Annotated in this window: 13 protein-coding genes; 10 read left to right on the top strand and 3 right to left on the bottom strand. The window is 62.8% G+C overall.

Annotated features, from left to right (window positions below; genetic code table 11):
• The first annotated feature begins 38 nt into the window (after positions 1 to 38).
• Positions 39 to 497, top strand: coding sequence for an Rrf2 family transcriptional regulator (locus F8197_RS13565; protein WP_019922467.1), 459 nt, complete (start codon positions 39 to 41; stop codon positions 495 to 497).
• A gap of 85 nt (positions 498 to 582) precedes the next feature.
• Here the strand turns inward: F8197_RS13565 and trxC are convergent, their stop codons facing one another.
• Both trxC and F8197_RS13575 read right to left on the bottom strand, forming a co-directional pair.
• On the bottom strand, positions 583 to 1,038 hold the full coding sequence (trxC, locus tag F8197_RS13570) for a thioredoxin TrxC (protein WP_152882294.1): 456 nt from the start codon (positions 1,036 to 1,038) through the stop codon (positions 583 to 585).
• 84 nt (positions 1,039 to 1,122) lie between these two features.
• Positions 1,123 to 1,671: a phasin family protein gene (locus F8197_RS13575; protein ID WP_229214497.1), complete on the bottom strand. Its 549-nt coding sequence runs from the start codon at positions 1,669 to 1,671 to the stop codon at positions 1,123 to 1,125.
• 221 nt (positions 1,672 to 1,892) lie between these two features.
• On the opposite strand from F8197_RS13575, the gene F8197_RS13580 reads away from it, so the two are divergent.
• Together F8197_RS13580 and F8197_RS13585 are read left to right on the top strand one after the other, a co-directional pair.
• Positions 1,893 to 2,219: a hypothetical protein gene (locus F8197_RS13580; RefSeq protein WP_152882296.1), complete on the top strand. Its 327-nt coding sequence runs from the start codon at positions 1,893 to 1,895 to the stop codon at positions 2,217 to 2,219.
• Positions 2,220 to 2,277: 58 nt separating this feature from the next.
• Complete coding sequence (locus F8197_RS13585; RefSeq protein ID WP_152882297.1) at positions 2,278 to 3,867, top strand: class I adenylate-forming enzyme family protein; 1,590 nt, start codon at positions 2,278 to 2,280, stop codon at positions 3,865 to 3,867.
• Positions 3,868 to 3,944: 77 nt separating this feature from the next.
• Here the strand turns inward: F8197_RS13585 and F8197_RS13590 are convergent, their stop codons facing one another.
• Entirely contained in the window at positions 3,945 to 4,940 is a 996-nt protein-coding gene (locus F8197_RS13590; protein ID WP_152882298.1) for a DUF4105 domain-containing protein, read from the bottom strand.
• A gap of 151 nt (positions 4,941 to 5,091) precedes the next feature.
• On the opposite strand from F8197_RS13590, the gene F8197_RS13595 reads away from it, so the two are divergent.
• The 7 genes from F8197_RS13595 (at position 5,092) to F8197_RS13625 (ending at position 17,422) form a co-directional block, all read left to right on the top strand.
• On the top strand, positions 5,092 to 6,072 hold the full coding sequence (locus F8197_RS13595; RefSeq protein WP_019922460.1) for a gamma-glutamyl-gamma-aminobutyrate hydrolase: 981 nt from the start codon (positions 5,092 to 5,094) through the stop codon (positions 6,070 to 6,072).
• Positions 6,073 to 6,174: 102 nt separating this feature from the next.
• On the top strand, positions 6,175 to 7,995 hold the full coding sequence (gene tssF / locus F8197_RS13600; RefSeq protein ID WP_193333429.1) for a type VI secretion system baseplate subunit TssF: 1,821 nt from the start codon (positions 6,175 to 6,177) through the stop codon (positions 7,993 to 7,995).
• The gene (tssG, locus tag F8197_RS13605) at positions 7,959 to 9,005 is read left to right on the top strand and encodes a type VI secretion system baseplate subunit TssG (protein WP_152882300.1); all 1,047 of its coding nucleotides are present in this window, start codon (positions 7,959 to 7,961) and stop codon (positions 9,003 to 9,005) included. Before tssF ends, tssG begins: the two co-directional genes overlap by 37 nt.
• Before the next feature lie 69 nt (positions 9,006 to 9,074).
• A complete protein-coding gene (locus F8197_RS13610; protein ID WP_152882301.1) occupies positions 9,075 to 11,786 on the top strand; it encodes a type VI secretion system Vgr family protein in 2,712 nt (903 codons plus the stop codon).
• A gap of 17 nt (positions 11,787 to 11,803) precedes the next feature.
• Positions 11,804 to 13,924 (top strand): hypothetical protein, encoded by a 2,121-nt coding sequence (locus tag F8197_RS13615; RefSeq protein WP_152882302.1) that lies wholly within the window; start codon positions 11,804 to 11,806, stop codon positions 13,922 to 13,924.
• A gap of 29 nt (positions 13,925 to 13,953) precedes the next feature.
• Complete coding sequence (locus tag F8197_RS13620) at positions 13,954 to 15,285, top strand: hypothetical protein (RefSeq protein ID WP_227012237.1); 1,332 nt, start codon at positions 13,954 to 13,956, stop codon at positions 15,283 to 15,285.
• 16 nt (positions 15,286 to 15,301) lie between these two features.
• A complete protein-coding gene (locus tag F8197_RS13625) occupies positions 15,302 to 17,422 on the top strand; it encodes a hypothetical protein (protein WP_152882303.1) in 2,121 nt (706 codons plus the stop codon).
• Positions 17,423 to 17,435 lie beyond the last annotated feature (13 nt).

Consider the following 17,435-nt stretch of genomic DNA (forward strand, 5'->3'; position numbering starts at 1 on the left):
GGTTAAAATAGCGCCTCAATCTACCTGAATCTCCGCAGATGCGCCTCACCCAATTTACAGATTTCTCGCTGCGCACGCTGCTGTTCCTGAGCGCCAACCGCGACCGCCTGGTGACCATTCAGGACATCGCGGACCTGCACGGGATATCGAAAAATCACCTGATGAAGGTGGTGTACCAGCTGGGGCAAACCGGGCTGGTGGAGACTGTTCGCGGCCGCAACGGCGGCCTGCGGCTGGCCAAGGAACCGGCCGACATCAATATCGGCCAGCTGGTGCGCACTACCGAGACCGATTTCTTCATGGCCGAGTGCTTCGACCGCGCCCACGATACCTGTCCGCTCACCAACGACTGCAAGCTCAAACACACGCTCAACGACGCCACCAGGGCATTTCTCGCCGTGCTCGACCAGCAAACGCTGGCCGACATGCTGCCCGCGCAGCCGGCCGAGTCCGGCAGCAAGCCGGTACGCATCATGCGCAACGCGGCCAGCCATTAACCGCGCCTGATAAAACCTTCAGTGCCAGGCGGTACGAACGTACGGCGAGGCGCTGCAATACAGCGATGGCGATGGCGATGGCGATTTAACGATTGTTTTGATTGGCCCAAGCAATGATATTGCTTGCATCCATGGCGCCCGGCTGGCGCGCGATTTCGCGGCCGCCCTTGAACAGTGCCAGCGTGGGAATGCTGCGGATCGCGTAGCGGGTGGCCAGGTCCTGCGCCTGCTCGGTATCGACCTTGACCACGCGGAAGTGCGGCTCGAGTTTGGCTGCTGCCTGCGCATAAAACGGCGCCATCGTCCGGCAAGGCCCGCACCACGGCGCCCAAAAGTCCACCAGCACCGGAATGTCGCTGCGCTCGATATGCTTTAAAAACCGCGCGCTGGTCAGATCGACCGGCTGGCCGGTAAACAGCGGTTTCTGGCACTTGCCGCACACCGGCTGCGCCGCCAGCTTGGCGGCGGGGAGCCGGTTGACGGCGTCGCAGTGGGGGCAAACGATGTGCAATGAATCGGTTTGGGCGGTGGCATTCGTCATATCTTTATCTCCAGGGCAACAAGCCCCGATGATAAACCATCGTTGACGATGGTGCCGTCTGCCTCAGGAGGGGGAATCCGATGCTCATGCCTCCTTGCGGGCGCCGCTTTGCTTGCCACTTTGGGCGGCGGCTTGGGCTGCGGTTTGCGCTGCCGTGGCCTGGCCGGGCGCCTGGGAGCCGGCGCTACTGCCATAGGACTGGTGGTCCTGGCCGTCCTGCATGCGCTGGCTACCGTTCTGCCGGAAAGGATCGATGGAGCGCTCCATGGCCAATTGCTGATTGTGCAGGGCACGCTGGGCTTCTTCCTGGGCGGTGCGCGCCACTTCATCGGCCAGCGCCTTGGCCGTGCGGGTGGTCGATTCCACGTGCTCGCCGGCGACCTTGGACATTTCGAGCTGGGTGTCGGCGGCGATGCGCGACAGGTGCTGCTGGTAGGCGCGCAGCTTGTCGGTGGCCGGCTGGGCGCGGCTGGCGGCGGCCGACATCATGTCGGTGGCGCGATGGGCGGTGAGGCAATCGCAACCGGTGTGTGTGACGTCTTCCAGCATGGTTTGCGCCATCTGCAAATTGAGATCGCTGAACTGCTGGGCAGTGCGAAATACCGACCGCGACATATCATTAAAAAATGCCATCTGGGCGTCGAGATGGGATTTGACGGCGGGCGTGACGGATTGAGAATATGGAAACATTAAGGAGTCCTCCACAAATGTGTTACGGGTTGACCAACAAGGAAAGCGAACCGGACGCATTGCGCCAGCGCACGTCGAACTGCAAGCCTAAGTGAGCATCCCGCACGAAGCATGATCTGGATCAAAGGTGTACAATCGAGGTATTGCCCTAGGGGAATTTCATCATGGCCATCTTTGCCCTACACATCGGCGCCAGCGGCGTTACCGCCGGCCTCAGCGCGCTGTCCAACAGCGCCCACTCGATCTCCAATGCATCCACGCAAGGCTTCCAGCCGGCGCAGGTGAACTTCCGCGAGTCGACGCCGGCCGGTGGTGGCGTCTCGATTTCCTTGCAAGGACAGCAACTGGCGGCAGGCGATCAACCCAGCGCCACCGACCTGGCAAGCGACATCACCAACTCGCTGGTGTACAAGGCGCAGACGCAAGCATCGCTGTCGGTCATCAAGACCTCCGACGAAACGCTGGGCTCGCTGCTCGACATCAAGGCTTGACACTGGCGCGCGGTGCCGTCACATTGGCCGCTTTTTCGCCAACAACGGTCCCGGCCAGATGAACGATTTCGATCCCCATACCCTGCTGGCATCCCTGCCGGCGCGGCTCGGCGCCATCGTGCGCCGCTGGTCGCACGATACCCCGCACGCCCCCGCCCTGCACGACGGCTGCCGCCACTGGACCTACGCCCAGTTGGCCGCCGCCATCGACGATACCGCCGCCACCTTGCGCGCGCTGGACGTACGCGCCGGCGACCGCCTGATGGTGGTCGGCGAAAACTGCGTGGCGCAGGTGGCGCTCACCTTTGCCGCCGCCGATCTCGACGCCTGGATCGTCCACGTCAACGGCCGCCTTTCCGCGCACGAGGTGGACCAGATACGCGACCATTGCGGCGCGCGCCGCGTGATCTATACCAGCGCTCCCGGCGGCGATGCATCGACCAACGCATCGTCCAACACCTCGCCCGAGACCGCCGCCCACGGCCTGCGCCACGCGGCCACCGTTGCAGACTCGCCCTTCGGTGCCTGGATGGTTGGCGCCTTGCATACCGGCCGCGTACCGGAGCCGGTGCATGCGGCGTCCGAATACCAGGTGGCAGCGCTGGTGTACACCACCGGCACCACCAGCGCCACCGGCGCGCCCAAGGGTGTAATGCTCAGCCACCGCAACCTGCTGTTCGTCGCTGCCGTGTCGAGCCGCCTGCGCGGGCTGGTACCGTCCGACCGCGCATACGGCGTGCTGCCGATCACCCACGTCTATGGCCTGACGTCGGTGATGCTGGGCACCCTGTACGCGGGCGCCTGCCTGTACCTTTGCCCGCGCTTCACGCCCGATGCGCTGCTGGCCGCGCTGCGCGAGCACGCACTCACCATCGTCCAGGGCGTGCCGGCCATGTATGCGAAGCTGCTGGAAAGGCTCGGCAGCGTTGACGACCCTTTACCGAATCATTTGCGCTTCGCCTACGCGGGCGGTTCGCCGCTCTCGCCCAGCCTCAAGGCGCGCGTGGAGCGGGTATTGGGCGTGCCGCTGCATAACGGCTACGGCCTCACCGAAACATCGCCCACCGTCAGCCAGACGCGCCTGGACCAGCCGCGCACCGATACCTCGGTCGGCCATGCCATCCCTGGCGTGGCGGTGCGCGTGGTGGATGCGCATGGCGTGCCGGTTGCACCCGGCATCGATGGCCAGCTGTGGGTGCACGGTCCGAATGTCATGCTCGGTTATTACCGCGATGCGGAACTCACTGCCGCCAGCATGCGCGACGGCGGCTGGCTCGATACCGGCGACGTGGCGCGCAGCGATGCAGACGGCGCACTGTTCATCGTCGGCCGCACGAAGGAATTGATCATCCGCGCCGGCTTCAACGTCTACCCGCTGGAAGTGGAAACGGTGCTCAACGCCCACCCGGGCGTGACGCAATCGGCGGTGGTGGGCCGCCCCGGTGCGCATGGCGACGAAGACGTGGTGGCGTATATCGAGCTGGACGTGCGCCACCCGGTGGCGCTGGAAGACCTGCACGCCTGGCTGGCGCAACACCTGGCGCCCTATAAACGGCCGGCCGAGATCATCGTGATGGCGGCCCTGCCGGCAGCGGCCACCGGCAAGATCCTCAAAGGACGGCTAAGAACCTGCCCCGGCAAGGAGTGAGGCGCGGCTTGCGCACCACGGCAGCGACGCCGGCGCTGCTGCCGCTACCGATGTCTGTGCAGTGCTGGAATCGGCTCTCAGGATGCCGGTTGGCGGATGGCAGCAGAGTAGTCGGGCGCCTGGTCCGCCGCCCGCGCGCGGGCCGTGATGTGGGCGGCTTGGCGCAGCGTGTCGAAATTTTGTGGGCCGGCCAGCACGCCCAGGTCGAACAGGTAGCGATCGAGGTAGCCGGAGGCCAGCAGACGCCAGTCGAGCGGCAGCGCGGTATCGATCCTGCGCGCCATCTCGAACACGATGGTGGTGCAGTTGGCGGTGAGAGTATTGTAGAAGCGCGGCGTGCGCTTGAGTTGCGCACCTTCGTCCAAGTACGACAGGAACAGCGAGCGCATGGTTTTCTGCGGAATGTTCAACCGATATAAATACATATCCTCGCCGCGCGCATTGGTGCGCACGCGCAGGATGTCGCGCTCGTCGGCGGCGATCAGCACCGTTTCGTAGCGCTTGAAAAAACCGGCGATGGCGTCAAAACTTTCGCCGCGCTCCTTGCGGATTTCGATGGAAAATGTGAGGTAGCGGCCGTCGGCAAAGCCGAACGACACCAGCGTGTGGGCGATGGCAGGGCCCATCCAGTACGACAGCGCCACATCCACCGAGCGCAGTTGATCGAGGTTGTAGCTGCGGCGTTCCCAGCGCGGCGTGTAGTCGTCATCGCTGCGCCAGTCGAAGTTGCGCACCTGGTCGAGCGTGACCACGCTGCCCTGCACGTCCCCGGTCACCATGCGCGCCACGTCGTCGGCCCACACGCGGTCGTGACTCGGTTGCAAAGTGCCCCACCACACCAGCAGCGCCACCATGGCGGCGCCCCACGGCAGCAGCACGCGCGCGCGGTGCAGGCGCCACCACCAGAACAGCGTGACCGGCGCAATCGATACCCACAGGCCCATGGCCGGCACGCGCAACGCCTCCACCTGCAACGGCGGCTGGAACCACAGCGCCAGCGCACCCCAGGCGGTAGCGACGCCTATCGCAATCGAGGCGACCACGCGGCCGATGGTTTTCCATAGTTTTCTCATGGCCCGATTATAGGGCCGCCCAGGCGGGCCGGGCTTTCCGATTGATACAGGGTGACATGCGCGGACCACATGTAAGGAAATGTGAACCGGGCGACTGCCGACGCTGGCTTGTGGCACACTAACAACACGTCAACAGTAAATGAGGAACAGCATGACTGACGGACCTGACGACAAGGACAGCACACCGCACCGTCGCGCCTCCGACCAGGAACGCCGGCCGGCGCGCGGTGACAGCAAGATCAACACTGCCACGCCGCGCTACCTCGACCCCGGCGACACCGTGTTCAGCCTGTGGGGCCGGGTGCTGATGGCGCGCTACCGGCGCGTGGCCGCCTCGGTCACCCGCCACATCGTGCAGCGCCCGCTCCACATCGGCATCTCGGCGCGCATCTTCCACCCCGAAGCCGGCTCCACCGGCCTGCGCAGCAAGAACCTGCAATACCTCGAAGAGTCGATCGCCCAATGGGTGATGTCGCGCGACGTGCTGGTCTTCATGATCCCCACCGTGAACACCGACGGCCTGCTGCACCCGTCGAACATCCGCCTGCGCGACTACGCGCGCCACCTCGACGGCCTGGTGCTGCAAGGCGGCGCCGACGTCTCGCCGCAAAGCTATGCCGAAACGCCCACCCGCCCCGAGTGGAGCGGCGACCGTGCACGCGACATGTACGAGCTGGAACTGCTGCACGAGTTCGTGGAAGCGGGCAAGCCGGTATTGGGCATCTGCCGCGGCTGCCAGCTGATCAACGTGGCGTTCGGCGGCACGCTGTACCAGGACATCGCCTCCGACGTGCCCGATTCGCTGGCCCACGTCAACGACGACTACGACCGCAACCGCCACGACATCACCTTCCCGGCCGGCTCGTCGCTGTCGCGCATGTTCAAGGGCCAGGCCAGCGGCACGGTCAACTCGATTCACCACCAGGCCGTCAAAACCCTGGGCCGCGACATGATGGTGGAAGCGCTGTCGGTGCCCGACAACATGGTGGAAGCAATCCGCTACCGCAAGGCTCCCTTCGTCATGGGCCTGCAATGGCACCCGGAATTCCACCGCGCCGGCGGCGTGGAGCTGCTCGACTGCACGGGTATTCTTGACCAGTTTTTGCGGGTGGCGCGTGAGACGCGGTTCTAAAATTTCGATCGGCTGACCTTACATTGTTGCATCTCAGTATTAATTTATTGTTCTCCTCAATAATGGCCGTTCGCCCGGGCGGCTATGGGGATCAGAATGATAATGAAAGACCTGCTGAAATACTACGAGGCGGAGTTGGCGCTGTTCAACGCGCTGGCTGGCGATTTTTGCTCGCGCTATCCGGCGGTCGCCGGTCGGTTGGGCATGAGCGGCGAAGGCTGCAACGATCCTCACGTCGAGCGCCTGATACAGGCTTGCGCCCTGCTCAACGCGCGCACCGCCAAGCGCCTCGACGATTCGCATGTGCAGTTCGTCGAATCGGTTTTACACAACAATTTTCCGCACTGCCTGCGCCCCTTTCCTTCCTGCTCGATCGTGCATGCGGCTACCGATGATCCGTTCGATCACACCGCCGTGATCCCGCGCGGCACCGTCATGAGCGCTGCCGAACACGATGGCGTATTGTGCAAGTTCACCACCACCGATGACCTGGTTCTGCAACCGCTCAGGATCGACAGCGTGCGGCTGCAGTCCGCGCTCGAGGTGCCGCGCAGCTTGCGCCTGCCCGTCAACGCGGGACCGGCCATCAGCATCTCGCTCACTGCCACCGCTGCCAGCAGCGGTCATGCGCTGCGTCTCTACCTCAACGCCGACGCCGGCCTGGCCGCCGCGCTGCGCGACGCGCTGTTCCTGCGCACCACCTGCGCGCTGGTGGAAAGCGGCGACGCAATATGGTCGCTGCTGGTGCAGCCGCCGCTGCGTGCGGTCGGCTTCCGGCCGGACCAGGCGCTGCTCCCCACCGGCAACCACCCGTCGCCCTATCGCCTGCTCACCGAGTATTTCTGCTTTCCCGAAAAATTCAATTTCGTCGATCTCGACATGGACGCCATCGGCACCACATTGCCGCCCGACTGCCGCAACTTTACCCTGCACCTGGTACTGGCCGATACCAACCGCGACGATACCATGAACCGCCTGAAGTCGCTCGACGCCAGGCATTTGCTCACCAGCTGTGCACCGGTCGTCAACCTGTTCCGCCACCCTGCGCGCCCGATCGAACTCGATCACACGCGCGCGGAATACCCGCTGACAGTGGAAAGCCCGCGCGCGCACACGTTCGAGATCTTCAGCGTGGACAAGGTGAGCATGCTGCGCCACGACGGCGCCCGCAGCCGGGTCGCGGACCTGCACCCGTTATACGCGATGCGCCACGGCGAAGCGGGTGGCCGTTACTGGACCATCCGCCGCGATGAGGCACTGGCCATCTCGGCGCCCGGCCACGCCATGAAGATCGCTTTCATCGACAGCGCCATGCAGCCTTTGACCGCCACCACCGCAGTCCACACCGCAGCCACCACCGCATCCGTTTCCATCAACCTCACCTGCACCAACGGCGAGATGTCATGCCGGCTACCCTTTGGCAAAACAACCGGCGACCTGCACCACGAAGGACCGGCCAGCGACTTGCCGGTGCTGCTGCTGCGCCGGCCAACCCGGCCACGGCGTTTCGCCATCAACCAGAGCACCCAATGGCGCCTGGTGTCGCTCCTCAATCTCAATCACCAGAGCCTGACCCGCGACGGCCTGCCGATATTGAAGGAGATGCTGGCGCTGCACAACCTGGCCGCCTCCGACGTCACGCAGCGGCAAATCGACGGCATCACCGACTTGCAGCACCGCAGCGCAAGCGTCTGGCGCAGTGACAGCAGTGGCGGCAGCCTGGTTTACGGCATCGATATCATGCTCACCGTGGACGACCACGCGTTCGCTGGCGTCGGGCTGTCGCTGTTTGCCCAGGTGATCGATCACGTGCTGGCGCTGACCGTCCAATTCAACAGTTTCACCCGCCTGATCGTGCTGTCGAACTCCGGAAAGGAATTGCTGCGATGCCCGCCCCGAAGCGGCCACCAGGCCCTGGTTTGATCGGGCAGTTGCTGGCCGACCCCACGCGGTTCGAGCTGTTCCAGGCCGTGCGCCTGCTGCTGCGCTGGCTCGAACAATCCGGCATCGCGGATTCACCGGCACGTCTGCGCTTTCACAGCCGCATGGCCAGCAGCTTCCAGCCCAGCGAGCTGGCGGCGCTGTGGGCGCGCACGCGCGACAACCGCGAAGTGCGCACCGGCGAGCAGTTGCTGGACCTGCTCGAGAACGATACCGCGCAAGTCATCCACCTCACCCCGGCATCATTCAGCCTGCTCGGTAACAGCAGCGCCCTGCCCGCCCACTACACGCAAGCCATCGCAGACGCCGAACGCCAGCACCACGACGCCGGCCCGCGCGCCTTCCTCGACCTGCTGGGCATGCGCGCCACCATGCAGTTTTACCAGGCCTGGGCGGCGCACCGCATCGACAGCCAGCCGCCGGAGCGCGACCAGTTCCTGGCGCTGCAACTGGCGCTGGCGGGCGCCCCGCCTGCAGGCACTGGATTGCCACCGCAAACGCTGGCCCGCCATGCCGCGCTGTTCCGCCAGCGGCCGGTGACGGCGGCGGCCATCACCGCTGTCATTACTGATTATTTCGATGTGCCAGTGACGTTTCAGCCGCTCGTCGGCGGCTGGTACCTGCGCGAGGACCGGCTGCACCTGGGCGCCAAACATTGCACGCTGGGCCAGGGCGCCATGCTCGGTGAGCGCTGTCATCGCGCCGACTTGGCTGCCGAGATAAAAATCGGCCCGCTGCGCCGTGAGCGGTACGAGCAATTCCTGCCCGGCGCAAACGATGCGAAAAGACTGGCGGACATCCTGGCCATGTTCGGCGTGGTCAATGTCCGCTACCGGGTGCGGCTGATTCTCCACGCAGACGATATCGAACCCTGCCAGTTGTCCGCCAGCGTGGGCCTCGGCCACGGCGTATTCCTGCACGGCCGCAGCGGCGACAGCGACGATTTTTGCCATGACATCGTCCATCCTGGAACAGTACGCACCGCATCCTGAAGTTGCGCCTCCGCAATAACTTGCCGATAGGAACAGTGATACTGGGCAACTGACCGCACAGGAGCACACATGGCCATCGACAAAGCGCTAGCGCTGCTCAACACCAGCAACCGTCCATTGCGGCTACGGCTGGCTTTTGACGATGGCATCAGCGACGACCTGCTGCTGCCGCACCGCATCTCCGGCACGGAAACCGTGTGCGGCGGCATCGAGTACCGCGTGCTGTGCGTATCCACCGACGCCACGCTGCCACTGAAGCAGTTCATCGCCGTGCCAGCAGAGCTGCAACTGGTCACCGATCGCGGCGACCTGCACGCGGTATGCGGCATCGTCGCCGAAGCCTGTGCCGGCATGAGCGATGGCGGCCTGGCCACCTATCAGCTGGTGCTGCGCGACGGACTGGCGTTGATGGAGCAGCGCACCAACACCCGTATCTTCCGCAACCAGAGCGAGCTGCACATCGCTCAAATACTGATGTCCGAGTGGCGCCAAACCAACCCGGTGATGGCCACCACGTTCCACTACGAGATCGACGCCGCACTGGCGCAGCGCGCGTTCCCCGCGCGTGAATTCACTATGCAGTACAACGAATCGGATGCGCAGTTCCTGCGCCGGCTGCTGAAGCGTCGGGGCATCTCGTGGTACGTACGGCCCGGCGCACAGGATGCCGACCATCCTGCCCATACGCTGGTGCTGTTCGACGACGCCGCGCGCCTGCCGCCGAGCGCCGCAGAGACCATCCGCTTCCACCGCAACCACGCCACCGAGGAGCGCGATGCCATCACCGCCTGGACCGGCGCACGCCAGTTACGTCCGGGCGCCGTCAAGCGCTTCAGCTGGGACTACAAGCGCCCGAAAGGCGTCGAGTTCATGCAAACCGGCAGCGAGGCACTGGCCGACCAGGGTAGCCACGGCAACCCTTTTGCCGCCGCGCTCAGCGACTACCTGGTCGAGACGCCGCACGCCGGCAGCGACAACGACGACCTGCGCCAGTTGGGCGCGCTACGCATGGCGCGGTTCGATCTGGAGACCAAGTGCTTTCACGGCGAGAGCGGCGTGCGCGATTTACGGGCTGGCGAGTGGTTCATCCTGGCCGGCCACCCGGAGATCGACCAGCACCCGCCAGCCGAACGCGCTTTCGTGATCACCGCTCTGGAAATCGAAGCCCGCAACAACTTCCCGCAAGCGCTCGATGCGCGCCTCGATGGCCTGTACGTGCAGAGCGGCTGGCGCGCCGTCGCCCATGCGCACAGCAACCGCTATCGCAACCGCTTTACGTGCGTGCGCAAGGATGTGCACCTCGTGCCGGCCTACGATCCGCGCATCGATGTGCCGGGCGCCCGGCCGCAAAGCGCCATCGTCGTCGGCCCCGCCGGCGAGGAAGTCCATTGCGATGCGCTGGGCCGGGTCAAGGTACGCTTTCCTGCCACCCGGGGGCAGGATCACCAGCATGCGAGTGGCGCCGGAGCCTCCAACACCGAGACCGACAGCGCCTGGATCCGCGTGGCCACGTCATGGGCCGGCGCGGGGCCCGCCCGTCAGCAAGCGGGTACCGTGAGCTTGCCGCGCGTGGGCAGCGAGGTGCTGATCGACTTCCTCGGCGGTGATCCCGACCGGCCGGTGATCGTGGGCCAGTTGTTCAACGGCGTCGGCGTGCCGCCGGAACTGGGCAAAGGCGGCGGCCTGCCCGGCAACCGCTACCTGTCCGGCATGCGCAGCAAGGAAATCCGGGGCCAGCGCAAAAGCCAGCTGCGCTTCGACGACACCACCGGCCAGATCAGCGCTCAACTGGCCAGCGACCACGCCGCCAGCGCTTTAAATCTCGGCTATCTGACCACCCCGCGCCAGGCTGGCAGCGCCGACCAGCGCGGCGACGGCTTCGAGCTGCGCACCGACGGCAGCGGCAGCCTGCGCACGGCCCGCTCGCTGCTGATCTCGGCATGGCAGCGGTTAGAAGCCGCCGGCGCGCAGCTGGACCAGCAAGAACACCTGGCGCTGATGCAGGACTGCCTCGATTTGTTCAAGTCGCTGGGCACGTACGCAGCGCAGCACCAGGCGCTGGCGCTTGACGCTGCCGGCGCCAGCGAGCTGCATCAACAGCTCTCGAGCGCCAGCGCGGTCAAGCCGGCCGACCTGCCGACCATCGCCGTCACCGCACCTGAAGGCATCGCGCTGGGCACGCGAAAAACCATGGTCCACTACGCCGTGGGCAATATCGACCAGGTAGCCCTGCAACACCTGCAGTTCAGTGCAGCGAAGTGCTGCAACATCAACGCCGGCCAGGGCATTTCATTGTTCGCGCACCAGCAAGGGATCACCCAGATCGCCCACCACGGCAAGTACCGGATGCAAAGCCAGCACGACCTGATGCAACTGGACGCCGCACGCGACTTGCGGCTCACCTCCGCCACCCGCATCGTCGGCGTGGCGCAAGACGAAATCACCCTGATGACCCAAGGCGGCGCCTACCTCAAGCTCTCCGGCGGCACCGTGGAACTGGGCGGGCCCGGCGCGCTCACCATCAAGACCAATGGCCACCACTGGAACGGCCCCGCCAGCCAGCGCGGCGAACTGCCCACTTTCGGCGAAGGCCAACTGGGACGCACGCCGCGCCTGGTCAGCCCCCTCGACGGCGCGCCGTGCGAAGGCGTGCAGGTGTCGGTGGCAACCGAGGACGGCAAGGTCGTCTCCGGCGTTACCGATGCGGATGGCAAAGGCCCGACCATCACCGGCGACCAGCTGCAACAGCTGACCGCCACCTTTTTCATCCCGCGCGATTGAACGGACACGGAGATGCCATGGCGCTGAAACCCGATAACGACTGCGTGGCCTTCGCCCGAGGCAGCGCCCATACCGACTTTGATGCAACCCGCTACGACATCCCGCACGCCTTGCCGTTGCCGGGCATCGTGATCCTGGTTCATGGAGTCAATTCGGATGGCGAGTGGTACGACGCCTGTGAACAGGGACTATGCGAAGGTTTGAATAACCGGCTGGGGCGCAGGAACGACCAGATGAAATACCCGGGACCCGCATCGGGACAACTCAAGGCGATCAAGTATGCGCAGGAATTGACCGACGACGGCTTCATCAACCCCGAACTCAATTCCAACAATTTTTTCGACATGGGCAACGCCTGCTCGCCAGTGATCCGCTTCAGGTGGGGCTACAAGGCCGGCGGCGAAGAGTTGCAGGCGTTCGGCGACAAGATTTACCTCAACGAACAAAACTACTGGGGCGGCGGCCCGTTCGCCAACGGCTGCACCTCGCTGCCCGACCTGTGGAATGAAGGGTTGTCGGAAAAGCTGTTCCTGTGGATGCAGGTCCAGCACCTGAACCCGGTCAACGAACGCGACGTGTACGCGTGCCCGCCACGCGGCTACTTCGTGCTGGCGGCGTATCGCCTGGCCAAGCTGGTCGAAGCGATCCGCAAGGCGCAAGCCGATGTGCCGATCACCATCGTCTGCCACAGCCAGGGCAATATGATCGGCATGGCAGCAGCGTTTCTCGGCGACCGCATGCCGCACGTCACGGACGCCGACGGCAAAAGCGGCCCGTGCGTGGCCGACAATTACGTCCTGGCCAATCCGCCTTACAGCCTGGTGAAAGACAACCTTTCCGAAGACTGGACCCAGCAAAACCTGGTGGACCCGCACGGCAATACCGGGCGCCAGACCCATGCAGCGCGCATCGCTACGCTGGCAGCGTTCTTCGACATCATGCGGACCCGCAAAGCGCTCGATGCCTTGCAGACCACCGAGCGCATCGACCGCCGCATGGCCAACCGCGCTGGAGGTTTCGATGCCCAGACCGACCGTAATAAATACGGCGTCCAGGGTTCGACTTATGGCCGCGTGACCTTGTATGCCAATCCCCATGACCAGGTCATCTCCGCAGTGACCGTGCGCGGAATCGGCTGGCTCGGGATCACCAATCGCGAAGAGTTCAACGAGATCGAGGCAACCCGGGCGCAGGGGGTACTGGTGCAGCGCGTGTTTGCCCAGGGTTTTCCGGTGGGAGAACCCGGCAAGTACCACTACTGGCATCACCACTGGCGCAAGCCGAAAATCAAGAGCGACGACTTCTGGCTGCCCCACTCCAAGATCGCCCGTTACTCGATCAAGAAGGGATTGGAGGCCAGCGAATCGTTCATTGGCCGATTTTTCACCGTCGTCCTGGCGCCATTGTCCATGTTGGCAACCGCCCTTTCCAGACCACGGGTCAACGCCGTGCCGGAGGCGGACTGGGAGGTTCCCGTCAATGCGCCTGCGCTCCACCCGCCCTTCCTGCCAGAAAGCATGCGCTTCGGCCAGGTAAGCGCTGCCTTCGACCAGGGATATGACCCGCCCGGCGCTTCGCGCGATAGCAACCGGGTTCGGGAAGCTGGCGACCCGTATGCGGCCGTCCATAAAGCCCCGGACAACTCCACCGATGCGGCGCTGGGCGACAAGCGCGACGAGTCGTCACTGCGGTACGAACAGCACGCGATGCTGCGCTTGCGGGCCAAGCGGGAAAAACTGTATGCGGCGGATGCGCAGGTGGTCGAGGAGGATGACCCGTCAAAGACGAGCGCGAAATACACGGCGTGGAGAACAGAACACATCAAGGTCAGCCTGGCGGAGACCGTGGATGCGGCGGCGACTGATCATTCGACGATATTTACCAATCCGATGCACTCGGAGCGGGCACTGGCTTATGACGTTGCTGTGGGGGTTTGCCAGATATCGGAAAAGGATATGAAACGATTCTTGAAATTTTCAGATTGGCGATATCTAACGGATGTAACAGACATTGAAAACGATCCCGATTCACAGCATTTCGAATCTGGAAGCATCGATGGGTTACCTGTAAGCAAATGGATAGCAAAGGCAGAGAACAATTTACTTATACCGAAAAAAATTGTTGATAGACGCAGTTAGAAATCAGATCAAAACAAGGGAGAAAAGAAATGCTTACTAACGTGGCCGCCAGCACGCTTTTATTATCTTTCGCTTTACTAACCGGGTGCAACAATCTTCCCTTGCATGAGAAAAATCTAGCCATGAAAGAAAATCAAAGTATGAAAACAGCAACAAAATCTAGTGTACAAGTCGTAGGACTGATCTGGCTAAATCCACTTCATCGTAAAGACTACCCAACAGAGTGGCAAACGCTATGGGTTATGGGCATAGTCAAGCCGAACGCGGATGATGACATGTTACGCAAGAAACCTTCCAACTATTCCACCGTGAAGTATGTGTCACTGATAGCCGATGGGAATGACGGCCAAACATCAAAAATCAACTACCATCGTGGATATCAATATGAGCTTATTGGGCTACTACACGACAACTATTATTCAGACCCGAACTACTTCTACAACGTCAACGGTGTAAATCGGAAAAAATTTTGGCGTGAGCTCGCTGGCATACGCGTCGAATACGCGTTGCCGAACAAGGATTTCGATGCTGAGGCAGCAGGAAAAAAGACGCAGGAGATTCTTCAAAATACCTTCGCCATGGGTAATCCAAGTCGTCCAACCTTATGGACCCGCCCCGAGCCCCCTGAAGTCAACGTCACCGCCGGCGGCCCCAACGCCGGCTTCACGTCCCTGAAGGCCGCCATCGATTACCTCGAAGCCCATCCCGACAGAACCGCGTGGGCCATGAGTTGGGATGCGCCGAGCCGACCACTCGACCATCAAATCAATGAAAACCTGGTGGTGCTGGTATTGGCCGGACCGACTTATAAAACGGGCCGCAGCGCACTGGCCTGGATCGCCAGGCCTGATGCCACGAGTGTCGCGGATATCGGCAATGGTGGCGATACGCCGCGAAGCGTCCAGGCGTGGAAGGCCACGTTGCAAAAAGCATCCAGCAACGCCACCATCAGGCCAGACCAGATCGGCTACGTAATTCACGACGCTAATAACGCTCACCCCGATTCATCCAACCGGATAGGCCCGTTGGCGCAAACGTTTACCACCGAAGTACCCGACCTGGACCTGTTCGAACAATCTTTCAACACCCCTGCCCTACTGGGAGAAATGGGCGCCGGTTCGGCATTGACCAATGTCGCGCTCGCCATCGGCTACGCAAACCACTTTGGCAAACACGTGGTCGTTGCGGGCACCACCGATCCCGAGCGGCCAACCGCCGTAGTCATCTCGCCGCCAGCAGTGGTCCGCCCCATCAATCCCGACAAGCCCTGGTTCCGTGCCCGCAGCATGAACTACGCGTATCTGCCGTGGTGGGGGTTGCGCGATGATGCACCCGCATACACACAAGGATTCTCGAAATAGCGGACAAGGGGCTTCCATGGGGATTCCAGCGGACAACGACTGCGTGGCATTTGCCCGGGGCAGCGCCCACACCGATTTCGATGCGACCCACTACGACATCCCGCACGCCCTGCCGTTGCCGGGCATCGTGATCCTGGTCCACGGCGTCAATTCGGATGGCGAGTGGTACGACGCCTGCGAACAAGGACTATGCGAAGGTTTGAATACCCGGCTGGCACGCCGGGACGACCAGATGAAGTATCCGGGGCCGGCCTCGGGGCAGCTCAAGGCCATCAAGTATGCGCAGGAATTGACGGGCGACGGCTTCATCAACCCCGAACTCAATTCCAACAATTTTTTCGACATGGGCAACGCCTGCTCACCGGTGATCCGCTTCAGGTGGGGCTACAAGGCGGGCGGCGAAGAGTTGCAGGCGTTCGGCGACAAGATCTATCTCAACGAACAAAACTACTGGGGCGGCGGCCCGTTCGCCAACGGCTGCACCTCGCTGCCCGACCTGTGGAACGAAGGGCTGTCGGAAAAGCTGTTCCTGTGGATGCAGGTCCAGCACCTCAATCCGGTCAACGAACGCGAAGTATACGCGTGCCCGCCACGCGGCTACTTCGTGCTGGCCGCGTATCGCCTCGCCAAGCTGGTCGAAGCGATCCGCGAGGCGCAAGCCGATGTGCCGATCACCATCGTCTGCCACAGCCAGGGCAATATGATCGGCATGGCGGCAGCGTTTCTCGGCGACCGCATGCCGCACGTCACGGACGCCGACGGCAAAAGTGGCCCGTGCGTGGCCGACAATTACGTCCTGGCCAATCCGCCTTACAGCCTGGTGAAGGACAACCTTTCCGAAGACTGGACCCAGCAAAACCTGGTGGACCCGCACGGCAATACCGGGCGCCAGACCCATGCAGCGCGCATTGCTACCCTGGCAGCGTTCTTTGACATCATGCGGACCCGCAAAGCGCTCGATGCCTTGCAAACCACCGAGCGCATCGACCGCCGCATGGCCAACCGTGCCGGAGGTTTCGATGCCCAGACCGACCGTAATAAATACGGCGTCCAGGGTTCTACCTATGGCCGCGTAACCTTGTATGTCAATCCCCATGACCAGGTTATCTCCGCGGTAACGGTGCGCGGCATCGGCTGGCTCGGGATCACCAATCGCGTAAAGTTCAACGAGATCAACGCGACTCGGGCACAAGGTGTGCTGGTGCAGCGCGTGTTCGCCCAAGGTTTTCCAGTGGGAGAGATCGGCAAATACCACTACTGGCATCACCACTGGCGCAAGCCGAAAACCGGCAGCCACGACTTCTGGATGCCCCATTCAAAGATCGCCAAGCATTCGATGAAGAAGGGACTGGAGGCTAGTACAACGCTCCTCGGCACCTTGTTCACCGTAGTGATGGCGCCGGTGGCTGCGGCAGTTACGGCTCTTCTCCGACAACGCGTCAACGCCTTGCCGGACGCGGACTGGGAAATTCCCGTCGACGCGCCTGCGCTCGTCCCTCCCTTTCTGCCACAAAGCATGCGCTTCGGCCAACTGAGCGACAAATTCGATCAAGGCTACGACCCGCCCGGTGCTTCCCGAAGCGTTACCCGGGTTCGAGAGTCTGGTGACGCTTATGCCGGCGTCAACAAATCACCAGACAACAGCACCGATGCCGCGCAGGGCAATAACCGGGACGAAGCGTCGCTACGTTACGAGCATCACGCGATGCTGCGACTGCGGGCCAAGCGCGAAAAGCGGTATGCGGCGGATGCGCAAGTGGTCGAGGAAGATGAACCGTCGAAGGCAAGCGCAGAGTACACAGCCTGGAGAACGCAGCACATCAAGGTGAGCCTGGCAGAGACCGTTGATGCGGCGGCAACTGATCATTCGACGATTTTTACTAATCCGGTGCATTCGGAGAGGGCACTGGCGTTTGATGTGAGTATCGGGGTCAGCAATATAACATCAGATCATCTTCGAAAATTATCGACACTCGCGGACTGGCGTTATTTAGATAAATTAAATTTTAGCCATAGCAAAAAAATGTCTGAGTATTTTGAGCGCAGCACAATTGATGAGACGACCTTAAAAGAATGGATTCAAAGGGATGGCAACGAGGTGGCAATTCCAGAGAATATTAAAGATTCGCGCGCGTAGACTGCATTGAGGT

Origin of the sequence: Duganella sp. FT27W (genome assembly GCF_009295655.1) — a bacterium.
Classification (GTDB): domain Bacteria; phylum Pseudomonadota; class Gammaproteobacteria; order Burkholderiales; family Burkholderiaceae_D; genus Rugamonas; species Rugamonas zoogloeoides.